This is a genomic window from Chitinophaga sancti (assembly GCF_034424315.1).
Lineage (GTDB): Bacteria > Bacteroidota > Bacteroidia > Chitinophagales > Chitinophagaceae > Chitinophaga > Chitinophaga sancti.
In genome coordinates this window covers 2,373,708-2,388,314 of the sequence record NZ_CP139972.1, presented here as the reverse complement: position 1 = coordinate 2,388,314, position 14,607 = coordinate 2,373,708, and the positions used below count along the sequence as shown (strand labels likewise).

The window sequence follows — 14,607 nt, the reverse complement described above, 5'->3', positions numbered from 1 at the left end:
TAATCTCGAGCTATGAATGAGTTTTCATTACAGGAATTTACGGTTACCAGCTATTGGACCGACAAAATAAAACAAGCCGGAGGTGCTGCTTTTTATAGCATACTGCCGTTGGAAGGAACTGTGCCTGAAAGACGACAGTACCACCATGAACTGCCAGCTGAGGTAGCAAAAGCGGTAATACGTACCTCTCGTGAAAAAGATATTAATATCTACAAACTATCGATGGCTGCGCTATATATCCTGTTGGGAAAGTACAGCCAGCGCCCCGATCTGCTGCTGACTACAGGCTCCGTGCAGCTGGATGCAGTAGTGCCTGCGAGCCAGCCTTTGCCATTGTTTTTTGCTGTGCCTTATGAGGAGGAGATGACAGTGAAAGAACTGCTGAAACAAGTGCACGATGAGTTGGAGCGGAATATTAACCGGCAGCATTATAACTATGCCGCATTTGCCGAACTGCTGGATGAGCAGCCGGAACTGAATGAACAGGCCTTTGCCGTTGCCTTCTCCTACGAGCCATTGACGGCCATTCACGAACATCTGTTCAATGCGCCATTATTCTTCAGACTGTTCAGGGAAGAGAGCAGGCTATGGCTACAGATCGATTACAACGCGGCGATTTACAACACAGATTATGTGCAGCTGCTGGCGCATCATTTACAGCGGACACTGGAAATTATAACCACAGACCTCAACCTCACCATCGCTGATATCAATTTTATTACGGAAGAAGATAAAGCACGCTTGTTTGGTTGGTTCAATGATACTGTTACCTCCTTCCAGGAGCAGCCCGTGATTGAACAGTTTGAGCAACAGGCGCTGCAAACGCCCGATGCTGTTGCAGTGAAGAGCGGCGATGTGGTGCTTACCTACAGGCAGTTGAACGACAGGGCCAATGAAGTGGCCTGGTTTCTGAAACATGAACGTGGCCTGCAACATCAGGACAAAGTTTCCCTGATGGTAAACCGTTCAGAGAAAATTATCATTGGGATAATTGCTATTCTCAAAGCCGGTGGCGTGTATATTCCTATTGACCTGAGTTCCCCGCAGGACCGGGTGCGTTTTTTCATGGAAGACAGCGGCAGCAGAATTGTGCTGACGGAAAAATCCCTGGTAGAGCAAACACCGGATGCCGAGGCAATGGGCTACCTGGCCATGGAGGATATTCCGGCCATCCCGGCGGATAACCCTATCCTGGCCCGTGATCCACACGAACTGGTATACATGATATATACTTCCGGAACTACAGGAAAGCCAAAGGGAGCTATGGTGCATCACCTGGGGCTGGCCAACCATGTAAGCTGGTTCAGGAGACGCTTTGCCATAACACCGGCGGACAGTACCATGCTTATCAACTCCTACAGCTTTGATGGCTGTTACAGCTACATCTGGGCTACGCTTACTTCCGGCGCCACATTGCACGTACCCAATGATTCTTTTTTTGATCCCGACAAAACATTACGATATATAAAACAGGAGCAGATCACCTTCCTGAAAATGGTGCCCTCCACTTTCGGTGTGCTGGTAAACAGTGCTACGTTTGATGAAGACCCTGAAGTCTGCCTTTCTGTACGCATGCTGAAACAGGGCGGTGAAACTATCAATGTGAAGAACCTGCGTAAATATTTTGAGCGCAATCCTCATGTGGAGTTAGGTAACCACTACGGTGCTACGGAGGCTACTATCGGTTCCGTTGCCTGGTGGATCACAAATGACACCATCGGCGACTTTACCCGTCAACCAGTGCTGGGACAGCCTTTCGATAACCAGCAGGTGTATGTGCTCAACAGTCGCAATGAATTATTGCCTGTAGGCGTGCCTGGAGAAATAGCCATCGGCGGGGTAGGCGTGGGCAAAGGATATCACCGGCGGGAAGAACTGACCGCCAGGAAATTCATTGATAACCCGTTCCGCCCGGGCGAGAAACTATATCGCACAGGAGATCATGGCCGCTGGCTTCCTTCAGGGAAGCTGGAATTCTTTGGCCGGATAGACAACCAGGTGAAGATCCGCGGTTTCCGCGTTGAGCTGGATGAAGTGGCAGAAACGTTGAAAGATCATTACCAGGTCCGGGATGCCATAGTGCTGGTGTATAGTAAGGATGGCCAGGATCAGCTGGCAGCTTACTTTGTAACAGAAGCGGAAACGCCCGATATTACTGACATACAGGAGTTCATGAAAGGCCGACTGCCTGACTACATGATTCCGGTTTACTATATTCCATTACAGCGCCTGCCGCTTACGCCCAATGGAAAAATAGATAAGCGCGCGTTGCCGGATGCCGGCGATTACAGGCCGCAGTTCAGGGGAAGTGCTGTAGAACCGCGTACCACTGCGGAAACGCAGCTGAAAGAAATATGGGAACAGTTGCTGGATATTTCAGGCATAGGCGTAACCGATAACTTCTTTGAAATTGGCGGCCACTCACTCAAGGCTACCCAGCTGATTGCCATGATCCATAAGCAACTGCGTGTATCCCTTCCGCTGAAAGAAGTGTTCCTGCATCCAACCATTGAAGAACAGGCGAAGCTGCTGGAATCTGCTACAGGAGATACTTTTACGGATATTACACCGGTGCCGCAGCAAGCTGATTACGAAGTGTCTCACGCGCAAAAACGCATGTGGCTGATAGCCGGTATGGACGCTGAGCCCACAGCCTATAACATTCCACATGGAACCTACCTGGAGGGTAATATAGATGTTGCTGCTTTTGAAAAAGCACTGACAACACTGGTTGCACGGCATGAAATTCTCCGTACCGTGTTTGTTGTAAAAGATGGACTCCCCCGGCAACGGGTGCAAACGCCCGCTGAATCAGGATTTCACCTGGAGTTTAAAGATTTGAGAAATACTGCCGGCAAAGATTTCGTTGCTGCGGAAATAGCCGGCGCGGAAGCAGCAACGATATTTGATCTTGCCGAAGGCCCGCTGGTAAGGGCTGTGCTGCTGCAATTGGAAGATCAGCGTTTCATGTTCCTGTTTACCCTGCATCATATTATTTCTGATGGATGGTCCACCGGCGTATTTTTCTCAGACATATTGAAGCTTTATCACGCTTATACGAATAATTTACAGGTCGCATTAGCGCCGTTACATATTCAGTACAAGGATTTTACAGCCTGGCAGAACGCGCTGCTGGCAAGCGATGCAGCTGATGCACATCGTGCATACTGGTTGGGCCGCCTGGGAAATGATAGACCGGTACTCGAGTTGCCGGCGGATTTCAACCGGCCGAAGATCATGACCTTCAAGGGCGAATATCTCTCCAAACAATTACCCGCATCTGTACAAAATAAACTGCAGCAATATGCTGCAGCCAATAACCTGAGCCTGTACATGGTACTGATGGGCGCTGTAAAATCCCTGCTGTACCGCTACACCGGTCTGGCCGACCTGATCGTAGGTACACCGGTAGCAGGGCGCGAACATGCAAGCCTCGCAGACCAGATTGGGTTTTATGTAAACACACTCGCCATCCGTACTGCTATCCGGGAAGGCGAATCTTTTGATCAATTTGTACGAGGCACCGTGAAGGATGCCCTGCTCGAGGGTTATGAACATCAGTCGTACCCCTTTGATCAGCTGATCGACGACCTGCAACTGGAGCGAGATATGAGCCGCCCGCCATTGTTCAACGTGATGGTGGTAATGCAGAATAACACGGTTGCCCGCGATGGGTTACTGGATCAGAGTGGACTGCGTGCGATTCCTTTCAGCAACCAGAAACCGGTGAGCAAGTTTGACCTCACTATAGATTTTGAAGAAGGCGCCGATGGATTGACGATGGGCATTGAATACTATAGTGATCTTTTCGCGGAGGTGCGTATGCAGCGGATGCTGGAGCACCTTGGTAATTTAATTGAAGCTGTTTCTGCAAATCCTGGTCTGTTGATTGAAGAGGTGGAGTATTTGTCTGCCGGAGAATTACAGGAGATAGCCAGTTTTGCCGGCACTTACAGCCCAACGCATCCTGCGCTTACTGTTCACGGTGAATTTGAAAAGCAGGTGGCGGAAGCTCCGCTGGCTACGGCAGTAGTGGATGCGCATACAAGTTATAACTACGAGGATCTGAATACAAAGGCCGGAAGGCTGGCTACCTTGCTGCAGCAGCATAGTTCACTGCAGCCACAACAGGTGGTGATGGTGGCCATGAGCCGCAGCGCTGAATTTGTGGTGGCTATGCTGGCCACGCTGAAGGCGGGAGGCGCCTATTTGCCTGTGGAAGTGCATCTGCCGGTAGACAGGTTGCTGCAACTGCTGGAACTCACACAGGCAGCTGCGGTAATTACGGATGATGCAAATATCCGGGAGCAGCTGCATCAGCAGGTACCTGTAATTTATACGCCCGATACAGAATGGGAGCATATAACACCGGCAGCACCCATGGCAGCCGTAAACGGAGATTCACTGGCGTACATTATGTTTACCTCAGGTTCCACCGGCACGCCTAAAGGTGTGATGATTGAGCATCGTAATATCGTTAGCCGGTTGAGGGAACAGCCACTGCTGCATTTCTCAGCGCAGGATGTTTTTTTACAAACCGGCTCCCTCTCTTTCGATGCCGCAACTTTTGAAATATGGGGCCCGCTGCTGAATGGTGGTTGTGTGCACCTGCTGCCATTGCCACAATTGCTGGATCCCCGGCAGCTGGCGGTAGCGTTGCAAACCCGCGCGGTGAGTGTGGCATTTTTCACCACTTCCTGGCTAAATCAGCTGGTGGATATTAACCCGGCCATATTCCGGGGTATGCACCGGCTCTACACCGGCGGCGAGGCCATGTCTGCGCCGCATATACGTAAGCTGCACCAGCATTCCCCTGAGCTGATAATATATAATTGTTACGGACCTACAGAGATAACCGCCTTTGCCACTTTGTTCCGCGTGGATAACAGGATAGAGGAGGAAGCTGCTATTGGTTATCCGATGACGAACGACCTGGTGTATATCATGGATAAACACCAGCGTATAGTGCCAAAGGGTATTCCTGGAGAGTTGCTGCTGGGTGGCGGTGGTTTGAGCCGTGGATATATCAATGATGGAGAACGTACCGCCAGGCAGTTTATAGAACATGCTGGCATAAGAATGTATAAAACCGGTGACCTGGTTGCCTGGGGAGAAGATGGCCGTATCATGTTTCTTGGGCGTTTAGACGATCAGGTAAAGATCCGCGGATATCGTGTGGAGCCCGATGAAGTAGCGGCTGTAATGCAAACCTGTGCCGGTGTAAAAGAGGCGGTGGTGGTAGTGCATCGCAAGAGCAATAATGAGAAAATGCTGGCAGGATATTATACGTTAACGGAAACGGGTGAGCAGGAAGATCTCAGGTCGTTCCTGGCAAAAGTACTGCCGGCTTATATGGTGCCTGCGTCGCTGATTGCGCTGGATGTAATGCCGCTGAATGCCAATGGTAAAATAGATAGAAAGGCGCTGCCGGAACCGCAGCCGGAAGCAGCAGGATATGTGGCACCACGAAATGAAACGGAGACGCAGCTGGCAACAATCTGGGAACGTTTGCTCGGTATTTCACTGGTAGGTATTTATGATAATTTCTTTGCGCTGGGAGGGCACTCACTGCTGGCAACCCGGCTTATTTCCGCTATCAGGGAGGAAATGCAGCTGCAGGCGTCTCCCAAGGATATATTTACCAGTCAAACGATTGCGGAACTGGCGCCGGTACTCACTGCCGCTCAAAATGCGTTACCCGCCATCACCGCTTATACAGGTACAGAAAAAGTACCGCTGTCGTTTGCACAGGAACGCCTCTGGTTTATCGATCAGCTGGAGGGCAGCGTGCAGTATCATATGCCGGTATTGCTGCGGATAAATGGTAAGCTCAATATTGGCGCGCTGGAACTTGCCCTACGCGGACTGCTGGAGCGTCACGAGGTATTAAGAACCATCATTACAGAGGAAGACGGTAAGGCATATCAGTCGGTCCGCAATGTGGAAGACTGGCAGTTGCAAATCATCCGTAATCCGCAATATGCTGACCAGCGCCTACTGCATGCAGCCGTAAATGAACGGGTAGCACAGCCGTTCCGGTTATCCGCTGATTATATGCTGAAAGCCTGGCTCATGGAGATAGGGCAGGAGGAACATACACTGTTGATACTGATGCATCATATTGCAACAGATGGCTGGTCTGTAGGTATTACCATCCGCGAATTGTCAGCATTGTATAATGCTTACAACACGGGCACTGTGGCTGAATTGCCGCAGCTGAATGTGCAGTACCGCGATTTTGCGCTGTGGCAGCGCCGGTATTTTACCAGCGACAGGCTTGCATTACAGGCGGCCTACTGGAAAAATCAACTGGCGGATGTGGCACCACTCAACCTGCTGACGGATTTTCCAAGGCCGGCAGTACAGAGCACACGCGGTGCCTGCTATACATTCCATATTGATACGGTACAAACACAAACATTAAAGCAGCTAAGCCTGCACGAAGATGCTACACTGTTTATGACGTTGCTGACGGCCTTCAAAGTATTGCTGCACCGCTACACGGGGCAGGATGATATTTGTGTGGGTGCGCCAATTGCAGGCAGAACCAGGCAGGAGGTAGAAGGTCTGATCGGTTTCTTTGTAAATACACTCGCACTCCGTACTGACCTTAGCAACAACCCTGCATTTACCACATTGCTGCAGCAGGTGAAGGCTACGACGCTCAGTGCATATGAACACCAGGAACTGCCCTTTGAAAAAGTGGTAGATATTGCCGGTGGCTCCAGGGAGCTGTCTGCCACCCCTTTATTCCAGGCGATGTTTGCCCTGAATAATACTCCCGCTTCAAATAACAGTACCCTGGCGGATTTACAGCTGATAGCCGAGGATCTGGATCAGACAACTGCTAAAGTAGATGTCAGCTTTTCCCTGGAGGAATCGGAGGATGGTATACAGGGTAACGTGGTATACTGCACGGATTTATTTACACCAGATACAATTGCTCAACTGGTACGTCATTTCCTGCAGCTGCTGGAAGCAATTTCCATTACGCCTGATGCGCAGATCGGCGCACTGCCTATGTTACAGGCGGACGAGCTGGAACTTGTGTTGCACCAATTTAACAATAGCACTCCCGGTTTCGCAATTGCAGAAACAGATAATATACTGGAGATGTTTGCACACCAGGTGGCCATACATCCAGATTTCACGGCCCTGGTTACCGACGACGCGCAGGTAACATATGCAGAACTGGACAGGCGTTCGGACGCACTGGCGTACTACCTGCAACAGCTAGGTGTGGCAGCAGGCACACTCGTGCCGATGTGCCTGGAGCGATCTATTGACATGATCACTGGTATCCTGGCCATACTCAAGGCAGGAGCAGCTTATTTACCTATAGATCCGGCCTATCCCCGTGAAAGGATTCAATACACGGTGGAAGACAGTGGCGCCGCTATCATGCTTACCAGCAGTAGCTGCGATCCGGTGATGAACCTGGATATCAGCCTGCAGCTGGTGGTACTGGATACCCTGCAGGATTTATCTGCAGCCCAGCCATTGCCTGTAAATCACCAGGCTGGCAACCTGGCCTATGTGATTTATACTTCTGGTAGTACCGGCCGCCCTAAAGGTGTGCTGGTTGAGCATCGTGGAGTGGTGAACCTGGTGAAAGGGCTTATTACTGCACTGGACCTGCGGCCCGGACAACGATTCCTGCAATTCTCGTCCTTCGGTTTCGATGCTTCCTGCTATGAGATATTTACCTCGCTGCTCAGCGGTGGATGCCTGGTGTTGCCTAAGCAGGATACCTTGCTGGCGGCTGATGGATTTGGCAGCATGGTAAACCGGCATAAGGTGGAAATCGTGCTGCTGCCGCCGTCTTATCAGCATGCTATCCGGGAAAATACAGGTACGATCCATACCATTATTTCAGGAGGTGAGGCGTTGCTGCCTGAAGATGCAAAGTACTTCAAAGAAAAAGGTATCAGGGTATATAATGCCTACGGTCCTACAGAAAATACGATCATTACCACGCTTACAGATAATCCGCTGCTGCAGTCCACAGTGGTGATTGGGCCGCCCGTAGCGAATGTTCGCGTATATGTACTGGATAAATACAATAACATCTGCCCGCCGCGGGTAGCAGGAGAAATATGTGCAGGAGGGCCGGGTGTGGCACGTGGTTACCTGAATCGTCCGGAACTGACCTGTGAAAAGTTTATCGCAGATACTTTCCTGCCGGTGCAGGGTGGCCGCTGTTATCGCACGGGCGATCTTGGCCGCTGGCTGCCTTCGGGCGATGTAGAATTCCTGGGCAGGATAGACGACCAGGTGAAGATCCGTGGTTATCGCATAGAGCTGGGTGAAATCAATAACGTGCTGCAGGAATGCGCACTTGTAAAACAGGCAGTGGTAATGGCGCGCAACAACAAACGCAACAGGCTTAGCCTGGTGGCATATGTTGTGCCGGTGGGTGAGTTTAACAGGGAGGCTGTGACGGACTTCCTGCGGGGCAGGCTGCCGGAATATATGATTCCTTCACTTGTTGAAATGGACAGGCTGCCGGTTACTGCCAGCGGGAAAATTGATAAGCAGGCCTTGCCGGCAGTAGAAGAGACTGCGGCAGATACGACCACGTATACCGGCCCCCGCAACGAAACAGAAAAGGCCCTGGTGCGCATCTGGGAGGAATTGCTGCAGGTGCCCCGGGTTAGCATATACGATAACTTTTTTGAACTGGGTGGCGATTCAATTATCTCTATCCAACTGGTGAGCCGCGCCCGCCGTGCCGGTTACATACTGCATCCGCGGGATATATTCCGTCATCAGCATATCGCGGCGCTGGCCACAGCAGTGTCAACCACCCGTGAAATAATGGCGGAGCAGGGGCAGCTGACAGGATCAGTGGGCCTGCTGCCAGTGCAGTATTGGTTCTTTGAACAGCAGTTTGCAGCGGCGCATCATTTTAATCAATCCATACTTCTGCACATAGATAAATCCCTGGATGCAGCTATTCTAAATACTGTGCTGACGGCGCTGGCGGAACGCCACGACATGCTGCGTGCACGTTATCGGCAGCACAAGGGCAGCTGGATGCAGGAATACGGAGAAGCCATGCCGGTAGTGGTAAATGAAACTGCCACCAATGGAGATGAGATCACCGCCATCTGTGAACGCTATCAGGCCAGCCTGGATATTGAAGCCGGGCCCCTGCAGCAATGTGTACGGATTGAGACACCGCTAACGGAAGCGAACAACCGGCTCTTTATTGCCGTGCATCACCTGGTGGTGGATGGCGTGTCGTGGAGAATTATCCTGGAGGATATGGCGGTTATGCTGGAAGCAGCACTAACAGGTACGGTGTTACCTGCAGCGGCAAAAACATCTTCCTACCGCCAATGGCAGGATGCGCTTTGCAGGTATGCGGTGTCGCCTGCCACATTGAGTGAGCTGCCGTACTGGGAACATATTGTTAATGCATACACACCCCTGCCAACAGACAGGAAGGCGCCGGCCGCTGCACGCAGCCAGGTGCATACACATACAGTAAAATTGCCGGTAACGGTCACACGTAACCTGCTTGGTAAAGCACAGCAAGTGTATAATACCGGTATTAACGACTGGCTGCTGGCCGCGCTGGCACGTACTATCAGCGAGTGGAGCGGAAACAGCCGGGTGCTGATCACCCTGGAAGGCCACGGCCGTGAAGCCATCGCACCGGAGCTGGACACCACGCAAACAGTAGGCTGGTTTACCAATATGTATCCGCTGTTGCTGGAAACGGGACAAGGTGTTGCCAGCGCCGATCTGGTCCGCCATGTAAAAGAACAACTGCGCGCTTTGCCGGCAAAAGGCATGGGCTATGGAGCACTACGCTACCTGCACCCAAATATGGCCATCAGAGAGAGCTTACGTCTCCCCGCAACAGACATTATATTCAATTATCTCGGTCAGCTCGATAATATCACCAGCAACGCAGGTAACCTGAGTATTGCTGCAGAAAGCACCGGTGAATCCGTTGGTGGCAACAATGCTTTTAATGCCAAACTGGAAATCACTGTGTCGGTAGCAGAAGGACAGCTTTACATCTCCTGGACCTTCAATCCGGCCCAATATAATGTAGCCAACATTGAAATACTGGCGGCACGCAATATTGTGCTATTGCAGGAACTCCTGGATGCCGCGCTGGCATTGCCGCAGCCGGTGGCCTCTCCGTCGGATTTCGGGCTTACCGGCAGCATCACTATTTCGCAACTGGATCACCTGTTGCGTACACATCAGCCGCAACAGGTGTATTCACTTGGGCCAGTACAGCAGCAGATGCTTCATGCCAGCATCCGTGTGCCGCAAAATGGCACCTGGCTGGTACAGGTAAATTGTGATGTGACAGGTGCAGACGAAAACCTGCTGCAACAGGCCTGGAATCATGTAATAGCCAATCACAGCATATTACGCACGGCTATTTATCATGAACTAACGGAGCATGCAGTACAGGGTGTGCATCAAAATGTATCCATGCCATCGGTTACGCTGCATTATGAAAACCTGGAACCCGACATGGTGGAAGCAGCTGTGGAGGCCTTCCTGGAGCAGGATAAACATACTGATTTCGACTTGTCTCAACCGCCGCTGATGCGCATTGCCTACATCCACCTACCCGGTGGAAGGCTGAAAATGGTGTGGACCCTGCATCATATTATCCTGGACGGCTGGTCCATGTCTACCCTGGTAGATGAATGGATGAAAGCCAGTGAAGACCTGCTCCAGGGCCGACCGCTTATGAAAGGCACTGCGGACAATTATGAGGACTACATCCGTTTTACAGCATCGCAGGATCAACATGTTGCAGCCGGTTTCTGGCAGCAGCACCTGAAGGCGCTGAAAGCCCCACTGTGGCTGCCATTTGCGGGTACGCGGGCGGACAGGAACTTTGCACCCGGTATCTTCCGCGATGAAAAACTCCTGTTGGATGAGCGGCAAACAGCTGCTATCTCTCAATTCTGCCAGCAGCATCATATCACCATGAATACTTTCATTCAGGGCGTATGGGCGTTCTTATTATACAAGTATACCCGCAGCAGAAATATCGTATATGGAGTAATCCTTACTACACGCCCCGCTGAAATAGATCAGGTGGAACGCAGGGTGGGCCCATATATCAATATTATTCCGCTGGCCGCAGCCATTTCACCGGCAGTGCCGCTGATAGCATGGCTACAGGGCTTGCAGGACGGACATAGTCTGGCAGCCAGTCAGCCGTATATAAGCCTGGAATCGCTGCAGGAGATCACCGGCATCGCAGACCTGTTTGATAGTGTGTTGTTCTTCGAGAACTATCCACTGGGAGAGCAGGCGGAGAACGAAGACCGGAGATTGCAGCTGGATAACATTTGCATGCATGAGCACAATAATTATCTGCTGTCCTTATTTGTGGGTGTCGGCAATGAGCTGGTTGTTCGCTTTAATTACAACAGCAGTCTCCTACAGGCTACAGATATCGCTGTTATCAGCCATCATTTCCAGGTCGTGGTGCAGCACATGCTGCGGCATCCGGAAGGCGCGGTAACCGGTATCAGGCTCACCACAGCAGCCCACCTGAAAGATGCATTCGCCAATACCGGCGTAGGCAAACGGAAAAGAAAACCCTTATCTAAATAATCTATTTCAAAAACAGAAATGATGATACTGCTAAAAATGCTTCAGCAAAAATCGAAAGGATTTTTCGTAATGCTGGCCCTGCTGGGGTTAATTAACAGCATCTGGGGAAGCACACTGCTACTGCTGATCAACAACAAGGTGACCAATACGCCTTTACCTTTTGTGGATCAATACGACTGGCAGATCTACACCGTCCTGATTGTGCTGTCGTTTGTTACATCCCGCTATTTTCAATCGTACATGATCCGCCTGACTTATGATCTGGGTAATGACCTGGGGCTGTCTATTTTCGACAAACTGCGCTTCACCAATTACGAAGAATACCAGAAACTGGGCGATGAAAAAGTTCGTACCGCCGTAGCCGATGTTACCACTTTGCAGCGCTTTCCACAAGCGTTCATAGAATCATTTAATGCAGTGGTAATGGTGGCCATCGGGGTCATTTATCTCTTCTATATCAACCTTCCTGGCGCAGCCCTTATCACGGGCATACTGGGCGTGCTGGCCACCCTGTATTACTTCCGTAACATGGCGGTTCACCAGGACATGACCACCGTAAGAGACCTCGCAAATATCTATCAGCAGAACATGAACGATTTTTTGCGTGGGTTCCGGGAAATCAAGATGAGCCGCGATCGCAGCGATAATATTTTTGAACACATCTCTGTTAATCGCGGGCGCGCAAAGGACCTCACTGTGAAAACCCTGATCCGCCATATGGGCAATGAGCTAATGGGCAGTTATGTATGGTACCTGATGATCGGTATCATCCTGTTCATGCTGCCTGCTTTGCTGCATGCGGGGCAGGTGGTGAGCAGCAGTTTTATTGTAACCCTGCTGTATCTGATGGGGCCAATGAGTATCATTATTACGGAAATCAGGGAGTTTACACTGATGCATATTGCGGTAACACGCCTGGAGGAATTTGACAAGGTAGTGAGTGCCTCCCGCACCATTGAGTTGGGTCATGGTAATGATCCACGGGCTGACGTGGGCTTTCAGTCTATCCGCTTCGATAATGTTACTTATGAATATTACGATGAGATACGTGCTGAAACTTTCCGCCTGCTACCGCTGAACCTGGAGATCAGGAAAGGGGAAACTATATTCATTACCGGCGGTAATGGCAGTGGCAAGAGCACGTTCATTCATCTGCTCACTGGCCTGTACATGCCCAAATCAGGACACATCTATTTCAATGATGAGTGCATTACCCCGCAAACCTATCCCTGGTATCGCGATCAGCTGGTAGCCATTCATACAGACCATTGCCTGTTTACCGAGAACTATGACGATTTTGAACTGAACCGCAATAACGCGCGGCTGATGGAATTGCTGAACAAAATGCGTTTAACCGACATTGTTACATTCAATGAGCAGAAGAACGTCATCAAGGCAACCCTTTCCAAGGGTCAGCAGAAAAGGTTGGCGCTGATATATGCGCTGATGGAGGAGAAAGAAATTATCATCCTGGATGAGTGGGCAGCAGAACAGGATCCGGTATTCCGCGCATTCTTTTACAAGGTGCTGGTGCCTGAAATGAAAGCGATGGGTAAAACGGTAATTGCTGTTACACACGACGACGCCTATTTCGACTATGCGGAACGTGTGCTGCGGTTCGACTATGGCCGCGTACAGAGCGATGTACGCCAGCCAGCCATGGCCGTGTAGGATTTGAATGACCCAAAACAATGCAGGATACTATGTCTACCTCATATTTTCACAATTTCGTAAAGGCGAAGTTTGCACAGCAACGCCTGGTGGTGCAGCCCCGTATGGGCTTCAGCGACAGGGAGCGCATGCGCAACGGTTTGCTGGCCGTTAAAGGTGTGCAGGCACCCACCATTGGTACTATTACCCTGGATAGTTTTACCCGTAGCGGCGATTTTGCCAGCGCTTCCCGTGCTATTGAACAGGGCCTTTCATTGAATGGTTACCCGATTGTAAGCTATCCGCAATCAGAGAATGAATCGCTGATTGCCGGCATCAGGGAGATAGATTTTCCTGTGCAGATCCGACATGGCAGTCCGCTTCCGGTAGAAATATTCAAGGCCACCATACGCGCAGGCATCGATGCCATTGAAGGGGGGCCTATATCTTACTGTTTTCCTTACGGCCGTATTCCGCTCGTGCGCAGCCTGGACGCGTGGCGTACATGTTGCCGCCTCTTTGGGGAAGCCAGCGATGATCCCTGGCATATTGAGAGCTTCGGCGGTTGCATGATGGGGCAGTTATGCCCACCCGCCATTCTCATTGCCATCACCATTGCAGAAGCCTTGTTCATGATAGAGAATGGTGTAAAGTCGTACTCACTCAGTCTGGCGCAAGGCACGCATCCGGCACAGGATGCTGCTGCACTGCATGCATTACGGCAGCTGGGCAATAAATACCTCGGCCCGGAAAGCGACTGGCATATAGTATTCTATACTTTCATGGGGAAGTTTCCGCAGTCGTTTGATGGCGCACGCGCACTGATAGAAGAAAGCGCACGTATAGCCGTAGAAGGTGGTGCAGAAAGACTAATTGTGAAAACCGTTAAAGAAGCGCACCAGATTCCACTGATAGAAGATAACATTAATTCCCTTACCTGGTGCGATGCGGTGGCTTCCGCTACACCACGTAACCAGGCGGTGACGCCGGAAGTAGCTGCGTGGACAACGCAGATTTTTGAAGAAGCGGATTTCCTGATTAACCTGTTGCTGAACCTGGGGCGCAACCTGGAAGAGGGCATGGAGAAGGCTTTCAAAAGCGGCTATTGGGATGTGCCTTATTGTTTGCATCCGGATAATCGTTGCTTAACCGGTGCCCAGCTGGACGAAGCCGGGTTTATTTATTGGTCGGACCCTGGTAAGATTCCATTCACCGGGCATATCAGAAATAATGCCGTAAGACGGAAGAAGAAAATGTCGTCAGGAGAACTGCTGCAGATGCTATCCTTTAATCAACAAAAATACGATGGTCGTTGTGTGGCGCAGGAGCCTGCAACGCTCTCCTGAATAACAAACA

General features: G+C 50.8%; 3 protein-coding genes. All 3 read left to right on the top strand.

Features of this window, described 5'->3' with window-relative positions; genetic code table 11:
* Positions 1-12: 12 nt before the first annotated feature.
* From U0033_RS08975 to U0033_RS08965, 3 genes are read left to right on the top strand one after another with little or no spacing between them, the layout of a single operon-like run.
* On the top strand, positions 13-11,601 hold the full coding sequence (locus tag U0033_RS08975; RefSeq protein ID WP_072365585.1) for a non-ribosomal peptide synthetase: 11,589 nt from the start codon (positions 13-15) through the stop codon (positions 11,599-11,601).
* A gap of 36 nt (positions 11,602-11,637) precedes the next feature.
* Positions 11,638-13,272, top strand: a complete 1,635-nt coding sequence (locus tag U0033_RS08970; RefSeq protein ID WP_177318735.1) for an ATP-binding cassette domain-containing protein — start codon at positions 11,638-11,640, stop codon at positions 13,270-13,272.
* 32 nt (positions 13,273-13,304) lie between these two features.
* Positions 13,305-14,597: a hypothetical protein gene (locus U0033_RS08965; RefSeq protein WP_072365611.1), complete on the top strand. Its 1,293-nt coding sequence runs from the start codon at positions 13,305-13,307 to the stop codon at positions 14,595-14,597.
* Positions 14,598-14,607: the final 10 nt, after the last annotated feature.